The sequence below is a fragment of the Xanthomonas sp. F1 genome, from assembly GCF_014199855.1.
The window spans coordinates 48,442-67,708 of the sequence record NZ_JACHOK010000010.1 but is presented as its reverse complement, the minus strand read 5'-3'; the positions used below and the strand labels follow the sequence as shown (position 1 = coordinate 67,708).

Here is a 19,267-nt window from a genome sequence, read left to right as displayed (position 1 = left end):
ATGTCCGCCCGCCCCTGGTCGCGCCGCCTGTTCCCGTCCTGGCCGCTGAGCCTGACCGTCACCGCGTTCTGGCTGCTGATGAGCGACAGCTTCAGTCTCGGCCAGTTGCTGCTGGGCGCGGTGCTGGGCGTGGCGGTGCCGCTGTTCGCCGCGCGCCTGGATCGCGAGTTCGCCCGCATCGGCTCGCTGCGCTCGGTGCCGAAGATGCTGTGCGTGGCGGCCTGGGACATCGTGCGCTCCAACGTGGTGGTGGCGCTGCAGGTGCTCGGCCCGGAAAAACGCATCCACCCCGGCTTCATCTGGGTCCCGCTGGACATCGCCAACATCCACGGTATCGCCGCGCTGACCAGCATGATCACCCTGACCCCGGGCACCGTGTCGGCAGCGCTGTCGGACGACCGCAAGTACCTGCTGGTGCACGTGCTGCACCTGGACGATGCCGAGACCGTGATCCGGCAGATCAAGACGCGCTACGAGGCGCCGTTGATGGAGATCTTCCCATGACCAGCCACATGTTCATCGAGACCACGATCGTCGTGTGCATGCACGTGGTGGCGCTGGCGATGCTGCTGGCGCTGTGGCGGCTGCTGCGCGGGCCGACCGTGCCCGATCGCATCCTGGCGCTGGACACGCTGTCGGTGACCGCCATCGCCGAGCTGATGCTGTTCGGCATGTACCTGGATTCGCCGGTGTACTTCGAGGCGGCGCTGATCATCGCCATGCTCGGTTTCGGCAGCACAGTGGTGCTGAGCAAGTACGTGCTGCGCCGGGACATCGTCGAATGATCGCCGCACTGCAGGTCGTGCTGTCGCTGCTGCTGATCGTCGGCTGCTTCTTCATCCTGATCGGCGCGCTGGGGCTGGTGAAGCTGTCGGACTTCTTCAAGCGCCTGCACGCCCCGACCAAGGCCAGCACCCTCGGCGTGGGCTGCGTGCTGCTGGCCTCGGTCGGCTACCACCTGTTCCTGGGCCAGGACCCGCAGCCGCGCGAGCTGCTGATCACCGCGTTCCTGTTCATCACCGCGCCGATCAGCGCGCACATGATGGCCAAGGCGGCGCTGTCGCTGATGCTGGAGCAACGCCCGCAGGTGCCGGGCAGCGACCACGCCGACCAGGAAGGCTTGCCGCCGCCGGAGCAGCCGGACGGGCCGTAGCACACGGCCTGCCTCGCAGGAGCGGCTTTAGCCGCGACGGGGCGTTCCCGGTGAAGCCCCGCCGCGGCTAAAGCCACTCTTACGACCGAGGCCAGCCGCTTTTTCGAATTCCCGCTTTCAACAGCCGCAGGCTGGTCATCCCGAATCTCCACTCTCGGCACTCAAGCCAGCAACGCCAGCTCCAACCCCACCCACGCCAGGAACGCCACCAGCAGCACCGCGCCCTCGCCACGGCTCAACCGCATGTCGCCGCGCAGCATCGGATACAGCACCACCGCCAGCGCGATCGCCGCGGGCAGTTCCAGGCGCACGAACGAGGCCGGCAACGGCAGCGGCCGCAGCGCTGCCATGCCGCCGATCACCACCAGCAGATTGAACAGGCTCGCGCCCAGCACGTGGCCGACCACCATGTCGCCCTGGCCACGGCGCGCCGCGGCCACCGCGGCGGCGGCTTCGGGCAGCGCGGTGCCGATCGCCACCGGCAGCAGGCCCACCAGCAGCGGCGACAGGCCCCAGGCCGCGCCCAGCCGCGGCGCATGCGCCACCACCAGGTTGGCGCCGGCGTTCAACAGCACGATGGCGATCAGCAGGCGCAGCAGGTTCAGCACCAGCCCGGTGCGGGTCACCGCATAGCCGGACACGCCGAGCTGGCGCGCGGCCGGCTCGTGGCGTGCGCGCAGCAACAGGAACGCGACCACGCCGACGAAGGCCAGCAGCAGCACCACGCCTTCGGCGCGCGAGATCGCCCCATCCAGGCCGAAGCCGATCAGCGCCAGCGTCGCCAGGGTCAGCAGGATCAACAGCGGCGGCAGCAGGCGGGTGCGCAGCAGCAGCGGCGCCGCCAGCGCGGCCAGGCCCAGGGTCAGGCCGAGATTGGCCAGGTTGCTGCCGACCGCGTTGCCCAGCGCCAGGTCCTGCGCGCCGACTGCGTAGGCATGCGCATTGACCGCCAGTTCCGGCAGCGAGGTGCCGAATGCCACCAGCAGCAACCCGGCCACGAACGGCGAGGCACCGCAGCGCTGGGCAAGGCCGGAGGCCGCCTTCACGATCGAGTCCCCACCCAGCGCCAGGAACGCCAGCCCCAACACGACCCAGCCGATCGCACCCGCCATCGTCGACTCCCTGCCCCAAGATGCGGCGATTCTATGCGCAGCGCCGATGACGCCGCCGTGGTCGTGCCGGCCGCGACGGCGCAGCGCGAAGGCCAGCCAGCACGCGCACCGCGACGACTGCACCACGTTCATGCCCGAGCGTGTCTGCTAGCGCCTGCCACGCGCCCGACCACGCCCCTCCCTCGCCGCCGCCACAGGAGCCGCCCATGTCCCGTCCCGATCCCACGCCGCCGCCCCGGCGGCCCTGGCTGGCGCTGGCCGGCATCGCCGCGATCGCCGCCGTGCTCGCCGCCGCCTTCGCCTGGAGCGCCGGCTGGCTGGGCGGCCCGCAGCGGCTGACCGCGCAGCGCATGACCGACGCCATCGAAGCCGGCGGCCCGCCGCATCCGGGCTTCCGCCGTGCGCATAGCAAGGGCGTGTGCGTCAGCGGCCATTTCGAGGGCAATGGCCAGGGCAGCGCGCTGTCCTCGGCCCGGGTGTTCGCGCGATCCTCGGTGCCGGTGCTGGGCCGGCTGTCGATCGGCGGCGGCGACCCGCATGGCGCCGACGGTGCCGCCCGCGTGCGCAGCATGGCGCTGCAGTTGCGCAGCGACGACGGCCAGGAATGGCGCACGGCGATGAACAGCTTCCCGTTCTTCGTGGTCGCCAGCCCCGAGGGCTTCATGGCGCAGACGCTGGCCGCGCGGCCGGATCCGGCCACCGGCAAGCCGGACCCGGCGAAGATGGCGGCATTCCTGCAGCGCTACCCGGAGGCGAAGAAGTTCCAGGAGTGGGCCAAGACCGCGCCGTGGTCGGACAGCTGGGCCAACACCCAGTACAACGGCGTCAACGCGTTCCGCTTCACCGCCGCCGACGGCAGCACGCATGCGGTACGCTGGTCGATGCGCCCGCAGACCCCGTTCGCGCCGTTGTCGGCCGAGCAACGCGCCAAGGCCGACGCCGACTTCCTCAGCGAAGACCTGCAGGCGCGGCTGGCGCGCGGCCCGCTGCGCTGGGACCTGGTGCTGACCGTGGCCGCGCCCGGCGACCCGGTCGACGACCCGTCGCAGCCGTGGCCGCAGGACCGCCAGCAGGTGGTCGCCGGCACCCTGGTGCTGGACCATGCCGAGCCGCAGGCCACCGGGCCGTGCCGCGACCTCAACTACGATCCGTTGATCCTGCCGCACGGCATCGCCGGCTCCGACGATCCGATCCTGGCCGCGCGCTCGGCGGTGTACTCGCAGTCCTTCAACCGCCGCGAGCGCGAGATCGCCCGCGGCCAGGCGCCCGACGCCACCGGGAAGCCGCACGGAGGTGCGCAATGAACCGCGACGACCGCTCCGCCCACTTCAACCTGCTCGCGCGCGTGCTGCACTGGCTGATGGCGGCGATGATCCTGACCATGCTGTTCGTCGGCGTGGGCATGGTCGCCTCGGTGTCGCAGCGGCCCTGGCTGCTGGACCTGCACCGCCCGCTGGGCATCGCGATCCTGTTGCTGGTGCTGGTGCGGCTGGGCAACCGCCTGCGGCACCGGCCGCCGCCGCTGCCGGCCGACCTGCCGCGCTGGCAGCAGGCCGCCGCACACGCCTCGCACTGGCTGCTGTACGCGCTGATGCTGGCGATGCCGCTGCTGGGCTGGTCGATGCTCTCGGCCGGCGGCTACCCGATCGTGCTGTGGCCGGGCGTGCAATTGCCGCCGATCGCCCCGCACAGCCCGGCGCTGTACGCCTGGCTGCGCAGCGCGCACGGCTGGCTGGCCTACCTGCTGTTCGCCACGGTGCTGGCGCACCTGTGCGCGGCGCTGTTCCATGCCTGGGTGCGCCGCGACGGCGTGTTCTCGAGCATGGCGCGCGGCCCGACGACGCCTGCTGCGCCGCGCAACCAGGCGTAGTCCACCCATACACGCAGGCGGGACCGCGCGAGTGGGGCCGGCGCATGCACCACCGCCGCGCCGGCCCTGCTCGCGCGCATCGGCCGACGCGGCCCTATCTCCGGGCCGCGCCAGGCGTTTGTGTCGGCGCCGACATGGCCGCGGCCCCAGGCCGCCGTTACACTTGTCGGCGGACGAGCGCGCTCGTCCGCCCGTGTTGTTCCCGCGCACCGGTTGCCTCCATGGCGATCCGGCGCCGCGACCGCGCCAGCCAGCGCCGATGTTTCGCAGCCGCCACGCCGGCCTGCGAGCCCACGCGCCAAGCCAGCTCACCCTCGACGTCGTCCGGCGCTGCATTCGCGCCGGCGATGGCCCTGCCTGCTGCCTTGGAGTCCGCGATGTCCCGTGTTGCCCCCGCCTGCCGTTTTCCGCGCCGTTCGGCCCTGGCCGCGGCCTGCCTGCTGGCCGCCGTGCCGGCGTTCGCCGCGAACCCGGCCGCACCCGCCGCCGACGGTGCCGACGACACCGAACGCGACGTCACCACCCTCGACAAGATCAGCGTCAAGGGCGAGCGCGCCGAGGGCTACAGCGTGCGCAAGACCAGCGCCGGCACCCGCTTCGAGCTGGCGCCGCGGGAGATCCCGCAGTCGGTGAGCATCATCAGCCACCAGCGCATCGAGGATCAGGGCCTGGACGACATCATCGACGTGCTGGAAAACACCACCGGCGTGTCCAGCACGCGCTCGGACAGCGAGCGTTTCGAGTTCTACGCGCGCGGCTTCTATATCGACAACTACCAGTTCGACGGCATCCCGACCACGATGGTGCAGAACTGGAGCTACGGCGATTCGGCGCTGGACCTGGCCCTGTACGACCGCGTGGAGGTGGTGCGCGGCGCCACCGGCCTGCTGACCGGTGCCGGCAACCCGTCGGCCTCGGTCAACCTGATCCGCAAGCACGCCGACAGCGCCGAACTGACCGGCAGCGTCACCGTCAGTGCCGGCAGCTGGGGCCGCACGCGCTCCACGGTCGACGTCACCACGCCGCTCAACGCCAGCGGCACGGTGCGTGCCCGGGTGATCGGCAGCTACCTGGACACCGATTCGTACGTGCAGCGCTACCGCCAGCGCAAGGCGCTGGGCTATGCGGTGATCGATGCCGACCTGACCCCGGACACGCAGCTGAGCGTGGGCTACGACTACCAGAACAAGCAGTCCGACGGCGTCACCTGGGGCGGCTTTCCGCTGTGGTACGCCGACGGCAGCCGCACCGACTACCCGCGCTGGTTCAACCCGGCCGCGGACTGGACGTTCTGGGACACCACCAGCAAGCGCGCCTTCGCCACCCTGCAGCACGCCTTCGGCAATGGCTGGCAACTCAAGCTCAACGCCACCCACGACCAGACCGACGTCACCGACAAGCTGTTCTACCCCTATTACACGATCTACGGCTTCGACCGGCAGACCGGCGCCGGCGTGGTGCCGTATTCGGGCTACTACATCACCGGGCGCAAGGTCGATGGCCTGGATGCCTACGCCGAAGGCCCGCTCCAGCTGGGCGGACGCGAACACGAACTGATGGCCGGGCTCAGCTACAACCGCCGCCGTTACGTGAACACCGGCGCCTTCGACTTCCCGGGGCCGCTGCCGAGCTACCTGGGCTGGACCGGCGCCTATCCGGAACCGGCCTGGTCGCCGATCAGCGAGTTCAGCCGCGGCACCGTCACCCAGAAGGCCGGCTATGCGGCGGCGCGGCTGTCGCTGGCCGATCCGCTGAAGCTGATCGTGGGCGCGCGCTACACCGACTGGAAGGTGGACGGCGCCGAGAGCGGGGTGGGCTACGTGCTGCACCAGGAGAAGACCACGCCCTACGCCGGCCTGGTGTACACGCTCGACGACGTCTGGTCGGTCTACGCCAGCTACACCGACATCTTCCAGCCGCAGACCGCGCGCGCCGCCAGCGGTGCCTACCTGGACCCGGTGATCGGCAAGAGCTACGAGGCCGGGATCAAGGGCGCCTGGTTCGACGACCGCCTCAATGCCGCGCTGTCGGTGTTCCGCATCGACCAGGACAACGTCGCCCAGGCCACCAACGGATTCGTGCAGGGCACCACCGAGACCGCCTATATTGCGGCGCAGGGCACGGTCAGCCGCGGTTTCGAACTCGAACTCAACGGCGAATTGGCGCCGGGCTGGAACGCCACCTTCGGCGCGTCGCGCTACGTCGCCAAGGACGTCGCCGGCGCCGACATCAACAGCCAGCTGCCGCAGACCACGCTCAAGCTCTACAGCAGCTACACCCCGCGCAGCTTGAGCGACTTGACCTTCGGCGGCGGTGTCAACTGGCAGAACCGCATCTACTACGTCGACGCCACCTATGGCCGTTTCGAACAGAGCGGCTACGCGCTGGTCAGCGCCTTCGCGCGCTACCGCCTGTCGCCGGCGTTCTCGGTGCAGCTCAACCTCAACAACCTGCTGGACAAGCGCTACTACGCGCAGATCTACGGCTACGGTGCCTGGGGCGAACCGCGCAGCGGCGCGCTGAGCTTCAGCTGGTCGTTCTGAGCAGGCGAACGCCGGAGTCCGTCTCGGCGCGCAACGGCGCGTCGCCGGCGGCGGCGACGCGGTTGCGGCCGCTGCGCTTGCCACGGTACAGCGCCGCATCCGCGCAGCGCAGCAGTTCCGCGGTACTGCGCCCGTGGTCGGGATAGGCGGCCACGCCGATCGACACGGTCACCGGCGGCAGTGTCTGGCCCTGGTGCTGCACCTGCAGCGCCGCCACCGCGGCGCGGATCTGCTCGGCGCGGCGCTTCGCCACCTCGGCGCTGGCGCCGGGCAGGATCACCGTGAATTCTTCCCCGCCGTAGCGGCAGGCGATGTCCTCCGGCCGCACCAGCCCGGCCAGCAACTGACCGAACGCCGCCAGCAAGGCATCGCCGCCGGCATGGCCGAGGCGGTCGTTGAGCGCCTTGAAGTGGTCCAGATCCAGCATCATCAGCGCCAGCGGCTGGTCGCGCCGCTCGCAGCGGGCCAGCTCGCGCAGCAGCGATTCTTCCAGGTAGCGGCGGTTGTACAGCCCGGTCAGCGGATCGCGGATCGACTGCGTGCGCAGGCGCTGGCGCAACTGCAGGTTGTGCAGCGCCATCGCCAGCTGTTCGGCCACCACCTCGACCAGGTGCAGGCGTTCCAGCACGGTCGGATCGCGGCTGGACAGATGGATCAGGCCCAGCGGTTCGCCCTGCACCATCATCGGGACGCAGGTGCCATGCCGCGCACCGCCGGCGGCGTGCGCGCAGGCCGGTGCCTCGCCCGGCCGCTGGATCTGGGTGGCGCGGCGGCGCAGCCCTTCGCAGCCGCTCAGCGACAGCGCCGGCGCGCATACCGCATCCTCGCCCCAGTGGGCGACGCAAATCGCCTGCTCGCCCGCCGCGTCGGTGCAGTACACGCTGCAGCCGGCAGTGCCGAGCAGGCGCTCCAGCGCCTGCCGCGCGACCTCCACCGCCTCGTCCTGCTGCACGCAACTCTGCAGCCCGCGGCTGCAGCGGTTGAGCGTGCGCAGATCCTGTTCGGTGCGCTGCATCTGCTGCACGGTGCCCACCAGCAGCGCATTGGCATGGTGGCCGCGCTGCTCGGCCTGGCTGCGGCGGCCGATCTCGCGGCGCAGCAGCAGGTACAGGCACAGGGTCAGCGCGCACACCGCGGGGATGCCGACCACCGCCAGCCGGCGCAACAGGTCGGCGTTGGCGGCGGTGGAGCGGGCGCTGCTGGCCAGCGCCGCGCGCTCGCTGCGCACCATGCGGTCGGTGTTGCGGCGGATCGCCTGCGACATCTCGCGGCCCAGGCGCGCGCGCACCGGATCCGGCTTGCGCGCCCCCACCGCCTTGCCCTCGAAGCGGGCCACCGCGCGCGCGCTGTCGCGCATGCGCGTCTGGATCTGGGCCTGAACCTGCTGCAGCCGTTGCTGCTGGGCGGGGTTGCCCTGCAGCAGCGCGGCCAGTTGCTGCAGCCGCGATGGCAGCGCGCGCTGGCACGCCTGGAAGTCGGCCAGGTGTTCGCGGCTGTCCAGCAGCAGGAAGCCGCGCAGGGAGGCATCGCAGTCGGCGAGGTTGAGCTGCAGGCCGTTGATCTCGGCGATGACCTGGTGGCTGCGCTGCACGGCAGCCGCATCGGCGAGGAAGCGCTCGCTGCCCACCAGCACCCCGCCGCTGATGCCCAACAGCAGCAGCAGGGCCAGCGGCACGCCATAGCGGTTGATCGTGGTGGAGGGCATGGCGTCGGCCAATGGATGGGAGGAGGGCCGCGCGCGCCCCGCACTGCGCTGCGCAGTCAAGCGCAGGGAGCCATGCAAGTTTCAGGCCGAACCGCGCGTCGCGTCACAGCCAGCCCTTCTGCCGGGCCAGCCGCGCCGCCTCGATGCGGTTGCCGACCCCGAGCTTGCCGATCGCCTCGGACAGGTAATTGCGCACCGTGCCCGACGACAGACCCAACTGCGTGGCGATGTCGCCGGCCGAGGCGCCCTCGCCGGCCAGGCGCAGCACCTGGCGCTCGCGGTCGTTGAGCGGGTCGGCCTCGGACCAGGCTTCCAGCGCCAGCTCCGGATCGATCGCGCGGCCGCCGCGATGCACCTGGCGAATCGCCTCGATCAGCCGCTGCGGGGGCGCATCCTTGAGCAGATAGCCGCCGACCCCGGCGTCCAGCGCCCGCCGCAGGAAGCCGGGGCGGGCGAAGGTGGTGACGATGATGACGCGCACCGGCAACTGCTGGCGCTGGATGCGCTGGGCCAGTTCCAGGCCGCTGAGGCCGGGCATTTCGATATCGGTGACCAGCAGGTCCGGCGCATGCGCCTGCAGCGCGCGCCAGGCCGCCTCGCCGTCGGCCGCGCTGGCGACCAGGTCGAGATCCGCTTCCAGGCCCAGCAGTGCGCCCAGCGCACCGCGCACCATCGCCTGGTCCTCCGCCAGCACTAAACGAATCACGGCACCCCCCGGTCCTTGTCGGCCCATTGTAGTGCCCGGGCCGGGCCGGCGCTCAGCCGAGGGCGGCGTCCTGGTCCGCCGGCGTGGGCATCCGCGTCGCCGCTGCGGCCTCCGGCACGACGGTCGCCTCGACCCGCGGCAACGGCGCGGCGGCGACCAGGCAGGTGCCCAGGCCGCGCTCGGAGGCGATGCGCAGGCTGCCGCCCACCGCCTCCAGCCGCTCGCGCATGCTGCTCAGCCCGGTACCCGGCTGCAGCGCCCCGCCGCGGCCGTCGTCGCGCAGTTCCAGCAGGGCCTGACCGCGGTCGCACCACAACCGCAGCTGCGCGTTGCGGGCGGACGCATGGCGCTGAATGTTGGTGGCGGCCTCGCGCAGCACCAGCGCGAACACCGTCTCCAACTGCGGGCACGGCGGCAACGCCTCGACCTGGTAACGGAAGGTCACCCCCGACGATTCCAGCAGCAGCTTGGCCGAGGCGAGCTCCGCCGCCAGCTGCGCCGCGCGGATGCCGCTGACCGCGCGCCGCACCTGGCTCAGCGCCTCGCGAGCGACCTGGCCCACTTCCTCCATCTCGCGCTGCGCCGCGGCCGCATCGTGGGCGAGCAGGCGCGTGGCCAGGTCCGACTTCAGCGCCACCAGCGACAGGGTATGGCCGAGCAGGTCGTGCAGGTCGCGGCCGATGCGCTCGCGCTCGGCCACCGCCGCCAGGCGCCGGACCTCCTCGTGACTCAGGCGCAGTTGCGCCTCGCCGCGCGCACGGCGCTCGAAACTGATGTTCATCAGCCCCACCGACAGGCCGATCACCACCGCACTGACCATATACAGCGGCGACCAGCCGCGCAGCGTCCAGGCCAATGCGAACGAGGCCAGCACCAGCAGCATCGCCGCCACCGCTCGCTTCGGCTCGAAGCAAAACGCCAGGAAGGCGCAGGCATAGATGATGTAGCACTGCGCGCCGGGGTTCCGCGGCAACAGCACGAACGCCAGCACCGTCATGCCTGCCACGCACCAGGGCAGGTAGCGCCGATGGCGGTAGTAGGCCACGTAGTACAAGGCGAGGAACACCAGGTAGCTGGCCAGCGTCGGCGGGAACCAGTTGCGGAAGTAGTACGGCTCGTACAGCGGGGTGACGAACAGCCAGATCGACCACACCAGCGACAGCCACACGAACCAGTGGGTGCTGGACTTGGCCGAGCTCCAGCCGATGCGGCGGGCGATCAGCGAGTCGGGCGAGGCGTGCAGCAAGGCGATCACGTCGGGCTCCCAGGGCGGCACGGCCGCCGCGGCGCATAGCTTAGCGAAGGCGCCGCCACGCGGGATTGCGCGGCGGCACCGGGATCGGCGCGGCGTGCCATCAGCCGCGGCGCAGGCGCCGCTGCGCCAGCGCGTAGAACACCACGGTCACCGCCAGCAGCGCGGCGACATGGCCGGCACTGCCGTAGCCGTCGCCCTGGCCGACCACGCGCAGCGCCAACTGGCCCAGGTGATAGGACGGCCACAGCGGCGCCAGTGTGGTCAGCCATGTCGGCAGCAGTTGCAGCGGGATCCACAGCCCCGACAGGAACGCCATCGGCAGGTAGATCAGGTTGACCAGCGCCGGCGCACCGCTGCCGCCGGCATAGGCGCCCAGCGCCAGCCCGATCGCGCAGAACGGCAGCGTCCCGAGCACGTCCACCAGCAGCAGCCAGATCCGCTGGCCCGGGGTCAGCACGACCCCGCCGAGCAGCGCGGCCAGCGCCTGCAGCAGCACCCCGATCGCCAGGGCGAACAGCATCGCCAGCGCGGTGCGCGCCAGCAGCAGCGCCAGCGGCGGCACCGGCATCGCGCGCTTGAGCGCCAGCAGCCCGCGTTCGCGGTCCAGCGCCAGGCCGACCCCGAACCCGAACAGGGCCGGGGCCATCACCCCGAACACGCTGTAGCTGGCCATCAGGTACACCGCCGCATCGTGGCGCCCATGATTGAGCAGCACCCCGAACAGCAGGTAGAACAGCGGCGGGAACAGCAGCGTCGGCACGGCGAACGAGGGCGTGCGTAGCCAGCGCAGCACCTCGTAGCGGATCTCGCGCAGCAGCAGCGCGACCTGGTCGCGCAACGACCAGGCGGCCGCCGGCGGAGCAACGGAAACATCGATCCGGTTCATGCGGCCTCCGCACGGGTGATGGCGAGAAAGGCGTCGGCGAGGCCGGCGCGGCGGACTTCCAGCGCCTGCAGCGCCGGATCGCTGGCGAGCAGCCGCGCCACCACCGGCTCGGCCAGCTCGGCGACCACCTCCAGCACGCCGTCGCGGATGTCGGCGCGGCGCACCTGCGGCCATTGCGCCACCTGCGCCGCCGGCAGCGCGCTGCGGCAGCGGATGGTGCATTGCTCGAAGCGCGCCCGCAGCTCGGCGACGCTGCCCTCGGCGATCAGCGTGCCGCGCTGCAGCACCGCCACCCGGTCGGCCAGCGCCTCGGCCTCTTCCAGATAGTGCGTGGTCAGCAGCACCGCGCAGCCGTCGGCGACCAGTTCGCGGATCGCCCGCCACAGGCCCTGCCGCGCCTCGATGTCCAGGCCGGTGCTGGGTTCGTCCAGGAACAGCACCCGCGGCCGCCCGCAGATCGCCATCGCGAACTGCACGCGCCGCTGCTGGCCGCCGGACAACTGGCCGTAGCGGCGCGCCATCAGCCCGTCCAGCCCGGCCAGCGCCACGCAGTCGGCGACGCTGCGCGGCTGCGGGTAGTAACCGCGCGCCTGCAGCAGCAGTTCGCCCACGCGCAGCGTCTCCGGCAACCCGGCGGTCTGCAGCATCGCCCCGGCCTGGCGTCGCGCCGCCAGCGCCCGCGGATCCTGCCCGCACAGGCGCACGCTGCCGGCGTCGGGCGTCTGCAGCCCGAGCAGCAGGCTCACCGCCGTGCTCTTGCCGGCGCCGTTGGCGCCCAGCAACGCCAGCAACTGGCCGCGGCGCAGCTGCAGGTCGACCCCGTCCAGCGCGACCAGCGCCCCATAGCGCTTGTGGACGCCGCTGAGCTGCGCCAGCGGCAACGCATCGTGGTCAGGCATGGACAACTCCAGTGATGGCAGGCAGTGCCTAGGCTGCGCCGCGGCGGGGACGGCGCCCAGTGCGGCGCGTCAACTGCATCGAATGACATCTGTCACTGGCAGCCCCGGCACGATTGCCGCATGCTGCGATCCACGCCGAGGGGCGGCGTTCTCCCGCTACAGCGCATCGCAGAAAGTGACTTCCGGCCATGCCCACGGCAGCCGGCGGCTCGCACACTGCAGCGCGCCGACCGTTTCGTTCAAGGACACGATGAGTACTTCCTCCGACCTGCTCAAGGAACTCCGTATCGACCGCAAGGCGCCGCCGAGCGCGCCGCCGTCGCGGCGCGGGCTGTGGATCGCGTTGGTGCTGCTGGTGGTGCTGCTCGCCCTGGGTGCCGGCGGCTGGTGGCTGTTCGGCCGCAGCAAGCCGCTGGAAGTGCGCACCGCGGCGGTAGTGGCGATCGCCCCCGGCAGCAGCAGCGCCTCGGTGCTGGACGCCAGCGGCTACGTGGTGGCGCGACGTATGGCCACGGTGTCGGCCAAGATCACCGGCAAGGTCCGCGAGGTGCGCATCGAGGAAGGCATGCGCGTCGAGCAGGGCCAGGTGATGGCGACGCTGGACCCGATCGACGCCAACGCGCAGCGGGTGCTGTCGGCCTCGCAACTGGATGCGGCGCGCAGCCTGGTCGCCAACATGCAGGCACAGGTGCGCCAGGCCGATGCCGATGCGCAGCGCCTGCAGACCCTGGCCGGCCAGCAACTGGTCTCGCGTTCGCAGTACGAGCAGGCAGTGGCGCAGCGCGACGCCCTGCGCGCGCAGTTGCAGAACGCGCAGCGCAACGTCGCGGTGGCCGGCAACCAGCTGTCGATCTCCGATCTCAACGTCGACAACACCATCGTGCGTGCGCCGTTCTCCGGTGTGGTCACCGCCAAGGCGGCGCAGCCGGGCGAAATCGTCTCGCCGCTGTCGGCCGGCGGCGGCTTCACCCGCACCGGCATCGGCACCATCGTCGACATGGATTCGCTGGAGATCGAGGTCGAGGTGGGCGAGTCCTACATCGGCCGGGTCAAGCCGGGCATGCCGGTGGAAGCCGTGCTCAATGCGTATCCGGACTGGAAGATCCCGGCCGAGGTGATCGCGATCATCCCCTCCGCCGACCGCGGCAAGGCCACGGTGAAGGTGCGCGTGGCGCTGAAGCAGAAGGACGCGCGGATCGTGCCGGAGATGGGCGTGCGGGTGAGCTTCCTGGAAGCGCCGCAGCCGCAGGCGCAGAACACGCCGCAGGGCGTGCGGGTGCCGGGCGCGGCGATCGTCAAGCGCGCCGGACAGGACGTGGCGTTCGCGGTGAAGGAAGACAACACGGTCGAGCAGCGCGCGCTGAAGACCGGCATCGCCCTGGGCGACGACCGCCAGGTGCTGTCCGGCCTGGCCGCAGGCGACACGGTGGTCCTGGATCCGCCGGAGGCCTTGCATGCCGGCATGCAGGTAAAGATGGCGGAGGCCGCGGCACAGTAGCGCAACGCACAGGGGCGCGCGGCGCACTGCACCAGCGCCTCGACGTCGCAGCTGTCTGATGTACTCAGTTCCAGCTGCGCCTGCCGCAGCCGAACCGCTCAAGTTCCAGTTGTTGCAGTTGCTGTTGCTGTGTTTCTGCTTCTGCTTTCTCGATCCCCTCGGTGCAGTTGCCAGGGGGAACGAGTACCTAAGTGTTGCGTTGCTTCTGCTTCTGCTTCTGCTGTTGCTTCTGTTTCTGCTTCTGTTTCTGCTGTTGCTTCTGCTGTTGCTTCTGTTTCTGCTTCTGCTGTTGCTTCTGTTTCTGCTGTTGCTTTACCGCTGTTGCGGTTGCTTTTGATTTACCGGGTTCCCTTCCGCAGCGGCGGATGGATCGGGGAAACACCCGAAGGGCGGCGTACATGGATGTACGCCGTTCGCGGCAGGGGCAGGATGCCCCTTCCGCGAATCCCCGGTGCATCCGCGGACCCGGAGCGCGCAGCGCGGAGGGCGCAAGGCAGGGCGCGCTTTCTTTTGGTTAGCTTTTCTTTGCGCGAGCAAAGAAAAGTAACTCGCCCGAAAGGGCGAAAGCCTTTGCTGTTGCTTCAAGTTTTCGTGTCGGACAAGAAGAACTGTAGGAGCGGCTTCAGCCGCGACCAACGTACTCGGTCATGCATGTCGCGGCGTAAGCTGCTTCTAAAATCCAACCGTCGCAGCAGCAAGAGCAGGAGCAAAGGCTTTCGCCTTGCGGCGAGTTACTTTTCTTTGCTTGTGCAAAGAAAAGTAACCAAAAGAAAGCACACCCTGCCTCGCGCCCTCCGCGCTAACGCGCTCCGGGTCCGCGTCCAGCCCAGGGATCCGCGGAAGGGGCATCCTGCCCCTGCCGCGGACGGCGTACATCCATGTACGCCGCCCTTCGGGTGTTTCCCCGCGCTGGCCGCCGCTTCGGAAGGGAACCCGACAAGTCAAAAGCAAGAACAAAGGCAACGGCAGAAGCAACAACAACAGCAAAAGCAAAAGCAACAACTGCACTTGCAACCGCAACCGCAACGGTCATCCCTCGCCGCCACCGGCGACCGCATCGCCTCCACCTCGTCCACCGCCAGGAACACCACCATGTCCACCCTCGTCACCCTGCGCAACGTCACCAAGACCTACCAGCGCGGCCCCGAGAAAGTCCAGGTCCTGCACGGCATCGACCTGGATATCGCCCGCGGCGACTTCGTCGCCCTGATGGGACCGTCCGGCTCCGGCAAGACCACCCTGCTCAACCTGATCGGCGGGCTGGATTCGCCCAGCGGCGGCGAGATCGAGATCGAAGGCCAGCGCATCGACCGCATGAGCGGCGGGCAGCTCGCCACCTGGCGTAGCCACCACGTCGGCTTCGTGTTCCAGTTCTACAACCTGATGCCGATGCTCACCGCGCAGAAGAACGTCGAACTGCCACTGCTGCTGACCTCGCTCGGCGCCGCCCAGCGCAAGCGCAACGCCGAGATCGCGCTGACCCTGGTCGGCCTGGCCGACCGCCGCAACCACAAGCCCAGCGAACTGTCCGGCGGCCAGCAGCAGCGCGTGGCCATCGCCCGCGCCATCGTCTCCGACCCCACCTTCCTGATCTGCGACGAACCCACCGGCGACCTGGACCGGCGCTCGGCCGAGGACGTGCTGGGCCTGCTGCAGGAACTCAACCGCAGCCACGGCAAGACCATCGTCATGGTCACCCACGACCCCAAGGCCGCCGAGTACGCCACCCATACCGTGCACCTGGACAAGGGCGAGCTGGCCGACGCGCCGGCCGCGCACTGAGCGAGGCGATGCCATGAAGTATTTCTCGTTGATCTGGGCGCAACTGTTCCGCAGCAAGACGCGGACGCTGCTGACCCTGTTCTCGGTGATCGTCGCGTTCCTGCTGTTCGGCCTGCTCGACTCGGTGCGCGTGGCGTTCACCGCCGGCGGCTCGGTGGAAGGGGTCAACCGCCTGGTCGTGGCCTCGCGCCTGTCGATCACCCAGTCGCTGCCGGTACGCCTGGAATCGCAGATCCGCAGCGTGCCGGGCGTGCGCGACGTGACCTATGCGATGTGGTTCGGCGGCATCTACAAGGACCCCAAGGACTTCTTCCCCAACTTCTCGGTCGCGCCGAACTTCTTCGACGTGTACAGCGAATACGCGATGCCGCCGGAGCAGCTCAAGGCCTTCCGCGACACCCGCACCGGGGCGGCGGTGGGCGAAGCGCTGGCGAAGAAGCACGGCTGGAAGGTCGGCGACGTGATCCCGCTGCAGGCCACCATCTTCCCGCGCGGCGGCAGCAACGACTGGCCGCTGGAGCTGAAGGCGATCTTCCGCGCCAAGGACCGCGCCAACGTGCAGGCGGAGAACCAGTTGATGATGAACTGGAAGTACTTCGACGAGAGCAACGACTACATCAAGGGCAAGGTCAGCTGGTACACGGTGCGGCTGGACAACCCCGAGCATGCCTCGCGAGTAGCGCAGGCGATCGATGCGCTGTCGGCCAACTCCGACCACGAAACCAAGTCGCAGACCGAGTCGGCGTTCCAGCAGGCCTTCGTCAAACAGTTCGCCGACATCGGCCTGATCGTCACCTCGATCATGGGCGCGGTGTTCTTCACCCTGGTGCTGCTGACCGGCAACACCATGGCGCAGGCGGTGCGCGAACGCATCCCGGAACTGGCCACGCTCAAGACCCTGGGCTTCCAGGACCGCACGGTGCTGACCCTGGTGATCGTGGAGTCGGTGCTGCTGATCGTGCTCGGCGGCCTGCTCGGCATGGCGCTGGCGGCGGCGGCGATCCCGGTGCTGGCCAGCGCCAGCCGCGGCGCGCTGCCGGTGCACGCGGTGCCGGCACAGACCTGGCTGATCGGCGCGGTGCTGATGCTGGTCATCGGCGTGGTGGTCGGCCTGCTGCCGGCGCTGCGCGCGCAGCGCCTGAAGATCGTCGACGCCCTGGCCGGGCGCTGAGCCCACGCCTTCTCTCCAGCACAGCGATGCCACGGACGGCGACGCAGACCCGAGGAACAACGCAATGAAGATGCAATGGTTATGGAATGTCCTGGCGATCGTGGCGCTGGCGCTCGGCCTGGGAATCTGGATCGCCCTGCCCTGGTTCCTGGTGCTGGCGCTGGTGGCGGTGCTCGCCGTACTGCTGCTGGCCACCCGCAGCGGCCGGCTGTCGCTGGCGGCCGCGCGCATCGGCATCGCCAGCCTGCCGCAGCGCTGGGGCGCCAGTTCGGTGATCGTGGTCGGCATCGCCGGCGTGGTCGGCGTGCTGGTGGCGATGCTGGCCATGGGCCAGGGCTTCCAGGCCACCCTGGACAGCACCGGCGACGACACCACCGCCATCGTGCTGCGCGGCGGCTCCCAGGCCGAGACCAACTCGGTCATCATCCGCGACCAGGTGCCGCTGATCGCCAGCCTGGCCGGCGTGGCGCGCGGTGCCGACAACCGTCCGCTGGTCTCGCCGGAACTGTCGCAGGTGGTGAACCTGCAGTCCAAGTCCGACGGCACCGACGTCAACGCGCAGTTCCGCGGCGTCGGCGAGCAGGGCTGGGCGGTGCACGACAAGGTCAAGATCGTGCAGGGCCGTCGCTTCACCCCCGGCCTGCGCGAGATCGTGGTCGGCAAGGGTGCGCAGTCGCAGTTCCGCGGCCTGCAGCTCGGCCAGACCCTGACCCTGGGCAACCAGGCCTGGACCGTGGTCGGCGTGTTCGCCAGCGGCGACGCGCACGACTCGGAGCTGTGGACCGACACCCAGACCCTGGCCACCACCTACAACCGCAGCGCCTACCAGTCGATCAGCGTGCGCACCCAGGGCCAGGACGGCTTCCGCCAGTTCAAGGCGGCGATGGACGCCGACCCGCGGCTGAAGCTGGACGTGTTCACCACCCGCGAGTACTACCGCAAGCAGGGCGGCAACCTCAGCAAGGTGTTGGAGGTCCTGGGCACCTTCATCGGCACCATCATGGCGATCGGCGCGGTGTTCGGCGCACTAAACACCATGTACGCCGCGGTCGCCACCCGCGCCCGCGAGATCGCCACCATGCGCGCGCTCGGCTTCCGCGGGCTGCCGGTGGTGGTGGCGGTGATGCTGGAGACCATGCTGCTGGCGCTGCTCGGCGGGGTGCTGGGCGGGCTGATCGCCTGGGCGATCTTCAACGGCTACAGCGTCTCCACGCTGGGCAGCAACTTCAGCCAGGTGGTGTTCCAGTTCAAGGTCTCCCCGCCGCTGCTGTGGACCGGGCTGAAGTGGGCGCTGGGCATCGGCCTGGTCGGCGGCCTGTTCCCGGCGCTGCGCGCCGCGCGCCTGCCGATCACCACCGCCCTGCGCGCGCTGTAGCGCCAGGGCGGAACGCGCCGGGCCGGGACCGCCGTCCCGGCCCGGCCCAATGGCCGCTGACGCGTCATCGTTTCGTCATCGAAACGCGGTAGAACGGCCGCCGCCGAGGCGCTAGCCTGCGCGGCCATTTGGTTCCACGCCGCCAACCGCCCATGTCCTCGCGCCTGCGCCTGTTGCTCGTCCTCTGCGCCAGCCTGTGGCTGAGCGCCTGCTCCTCCACCTCGCTCAGCGACCGCCTGGTCGCGCCGGGTGGCGTGTCGCCGCTGATGGACGAGGAACGCATCCAGAGCCTGCTGGCGACCCTGCCCAACCGCAGCGGCCACGTGGTGGTGCCGGGCGGCATCCCGATCTTCTGGCGCGCCATCGACCCGGGCGACTACCACATGCGGTATCGCTACGAACACGCAGGCCGCGACGCCGGCGGCCACGAGCATGCCGACTTCGCCATGGACGTGGCGACCCCGGTGCCGGCCACGCATGCCGCGCCGCGCGGCACCGTGGTGCTGCTGCACGGCTGGATGATGGACGGCGACTCGCTGCTGCCGTGGTCGCTGGACCTGGCCCAGGCCGGCTACCGCAGCATCAGCATCGACCTGCGCAACCATGGCCGCTCCGGCGGCGGCCCGGCCGGCTACGGCACCCGCGAGTCCGACGACGTGGTCGCGGTGATCCGCGCCCTGCGCGCCAGCGGCGAGGTGCAGGGCCCGGTGTACCTGTTCGGCGTGTCCTACGGCGCGGCCACCGCGCTGTTCGCCGCGCAGAAGCTCGGCGACCAGGTCGACGGCGTGGTCGCGATGGAGTCCTTCGCCAACGCCGGCCGCGGCATCCGCGACATGATCCCGCACATGCTCGCCAGCCGCCCGCGCGGCTGGATGGCCAGCGCGGCGATGGACCTGGCGCGCTGGCGCTACGGCGGGCAGAACCTGGACGCGGTGATCGCCAACGCCAACCAGCGCCTGGCGCTGAACCTGGACCAAGTGGACGTCACCGCCGCCGCACGCGCCGCACCGGCCTGCGTGCTGCTGCTGCACGGCAGCGCCGACCAGCACATCCCGGTGGCGCACGGCCGCCTGCTGGCCCTGGATGCGCCGCGCGCGCACTACCTGGAGATGCCCGGCGAGAACCACCTGAGCCTGCCGATGCGGCTGGACCTGCTGGCGCCGACCGTGGAGGACTGGTTCGCCGACCTGCCGGCGCAGCGCCACGACGGCCGCTGCCCGCAACCGCTGCCGCCGCGCGCAGACCCCGAGCTGCAGCTGACGGTGAAACGGGATTCGGGAGTCGGGATTGGGGATTCGTAACAGCGGGCTGC

At 70.4% G+C, this 19,267-nt stretch carries 18 protein-coding genes; 11 read left to right on the top strand and 7 right to left on the bottom strand.

Annotated features, from left to right (window positions below; all coding sequences use genetic code 11):
• From GGR71_RS17995 to GGR71_RS17985, 3 genes are read left to right on the top strand one after another with little or no spacing between them, the layout of a single operon-like run.
• The gene (locus GGR71_RS17995) at nt 1–504 is read left to right on the top strand and encodes a Na+/H+ antiporter subunit E (protein ID WP_160958091.1); all 504 of its coding nucleotides are present in this window, start codon (nt 1–3) and stop codon (nt 502–504) included.
• On the top strand, nt 501–785 hold the full coding sequence (locus GGR71_RS17990; RefSeq protein WP_010341381.1) for a K+/H+ antiporter subunit F: 285 nt from the start codon (nt 501–503) through the stop codon (nt 783–785). Before GGR71_RS17995 ends, GGR71_RS17990 begins: the two co-directional genes overlap by 4 nt.
• Complete coding sequence (locus GGR71_RS17985; protein ID WP_160958094.1) at nt 782–1,153, top strand: Na+/H+ antiporter subunit G; 372 nt, start codon at nt 782–784, stop codon at nt 1,151–1,153. The genes GGR71_RS17990 and GGR71_RS17985 overlap by 4 nt, the downstream gene beginning before the upstream one ends.
• A gap of 161 nt (nt 1,154–1,314) precedes the next feature.
• Here the strand turns inward: GGR71_RS17985 and GGR71_RS17980 are convergent, their stop codons facing one another.
• The gene (locus tag GGR71_RS17980) at nt 1,315–2,265 is read right to left on the bottom strand and encodes a calcium/sodium antiporter (RefSeq protein ID WP_160958096.1); all 951 of its coding nucleotides are present in this window, start codon (nt 2,263–2,265) and stop codon (nt 1,315–1,317) included.
• Between the two features lie 206 nt (nt 2,266–2,471).
• On the opposite strand from GGR71_RS17980, the gene GGR71_RS17975 reads away from it, so the two are divergent.
• From GGR71_RS17975 to fhuE, 3 genes are all read left to right on the top strand, one after another.
• Nucleotides 2,472–3,569 carry a catalase family peroxidase gene (locus GGR71_RS17975; RefSeq protein ID WP_184452182.1) on the top strand — a complete coding sequence of 366 codons (1,098 nt, stop codon included), beginning with the start codon at nt 2,472–2,474 and terminating at the stop codon, nt 3,567–3,569.
• Nucleotides 3,566–4,135 carry a cytochrome b gene (locus GGR71_RS17970; protein WP_160958100.1) on the top strand — a complete coding sequence of 190 codons (570 nt, stop codon included), beginning with the start codon at nt 3,566–3,568 and terminating at the stop codon, nt 4,133–4,135. Before GGR71_RS17975 ends, GGR71_RS17970 begins: the two co-directional genes overlap by 4 nt.
• Nucleotides 4,136–4,512: 377 nt before the next feature.
• A complete protein-coding gene (gene fhuE / locus GGR71_RS17965; RefSeq protein WP_160958103.1) occupies nt 4,513–6,678 on the top strand; it encodes a ferric-rhodotorulic acid/ferric-coprogen receptor FhuE in 2,166 nt (721 codons plus the stop codon).
• Here the strand turns inward: fhuE and GGR71_RS17960 are convergent.
• The 5 genes from GGR71_RS17960 to GGR71_RS17940 form a co-directional block, all read right to left on the bottom strand.
• Entirely contained in the window at nt 6,662–8,383 is a 1,722-nt protein-coding gene (locus tag GGR71_RS17960) for a sensor domain-containing diguanylate cyclase (protein WP_160958105.1), read from the bottom strand. The two genes, fhuE and GGR71_RS17960, sit on opposite strands and share 17 nt — an antisense overlap.
• Nucleotides 8,384–8,486: 103 nt before the next feature.
• A complete protein-coding gene (locus GGR71_RS17955) occupies nt 8,487–9,089 on the bottom strand; it encodes a response regulator transcription factor (RefSeq protein WP_026143841.1) in 603 nt (200 codons plus the stop codon).
• 52 nt (nt 9,090–9,141) lie between these two features.
• Complete coding sequence (locus tag GGR71_RS17950) at nt 9,142–10,344, bottom strand: histidine kinase (RefSeq protein ID WP_160958108.1); 1,203 nt, start codon at nt 10,342–10,344, stop codon at nt 9,142–9,144.
• 100 nt (nt 10,345–10,444) lie between these two features.
• Nucleotides 10,445–11,230: an ABC transporter permease gene (locus GGR71_RS17945; RefSeq protein ID WP_160958110.1), complete on the bottom strand. Its 786-nt coding sequence runs from the start codon at nt 11,228–11,230 to the stop codon at nt 10,445–10,447.
• Nucleotides 11,227–12,129 carry an ABC transporter ATP-binding protein gene (locus tag GGR71_RS17940; protein WP_160958113.1) on the bottom strand — a complete coding sequence of 301 codons (903 nt, stop codon included), beginning with the start codon at nt 12,127–12,129 and terminating at the stop codon, nt 11,227–11,229. The genes GGR71_RS17945 and GGR71_RS17940 overlap by 4 nt, the downstream gene beginning before the upstream one ends.
• A gap of 250 nt (nt 12,130–12,379) precedes the next feature.
• Between GGR71_RS17940 and GGR71_RS17935 the strand changes: the two genes are divergently transcribed.
• Entirely contained in the window at nt 12,380–13,627 is a 1,248-nt protein-coding gene (locus GGR71_RS17935; RefSeq protein ID WP_160958115.1) for an efflux RND transporter periplasmic adaptor subunit, read from the top strand.
• A gap of 187 nt (nt 13,628–13,814) precedes the next feature.
• Here GGR71_RS17935 and GGR71_RS17930 read toward each other — a convergent pair whose 3' ends face one another.
• Entirely contained in the window at nt 13,815–14,027 is a 213-nt protein-coding gene (locus GGR71_RS17930) for a hypothetical protein (protein ID WP_160958117.1), read from the bottom strand.
• A gap of 692 nt (nt 14,028–14,719) precedes the next feature.
• Here GGR71_RS17930 and GGR71_RS17925 point away from each other — a divergent pair.
• From GGR71_RS17925 to GGR71_RS17910, 4 genes are all read left to right on the top strand, one after another.
• Nucleotides 14,720–15,409 carry an ABC transporter ATP-binding protein gene (locus GGR71_RS17925; protein ID WP_048489272.1) on the top strand — a complete coding sequence of 230 codons (690 nt, stop codon included), beginning with the start codon at nt 14,720–14,722 and terminating at the stop codon, nt 15,407–15,409.
• Nucleotides 15,410–15,422: 13 nt separating this feature from the next.
• Nucleotides 15,423–16,580, top strand: a complete 1,158-nt coding sequence (locus GGR71_RS17920) for an ABC transporter permease (RefSeq protein WP_160958120.1) — start codon at nt 15,423–15,425, stop codon at nt 16,578–16,580.
• Between the two features lie 64 nt (nt 16,581–16,644).
• Nucleotides 16,645–17,955 carry an ABC transporter permease gene (locus tag GGR71_RS17915; protein ID WP_160958122.1) on the top strand — a complete coding sequence of 437 codons (1,311 nt, stop codon included), beginning with the start codon at nt 16,645–16,647 and terminating at the stop codon, nt 17,953–17,955.
• Between the two features lie 152 nt (nt 17,956–18,107).
• A complete protein-coding gene (locus tag GGR71_RS17910; RefSeq protein ID WP_160958125.1) occupies nt 18,108–19,256 on the top strand; it encodes an alpha/beta fold hydrolase in 1,149 nt (382 codons plus the stop codon).
• The last annotated feature ends 11 nt before the right edge of the window (nt 19,257–19,267 follow it).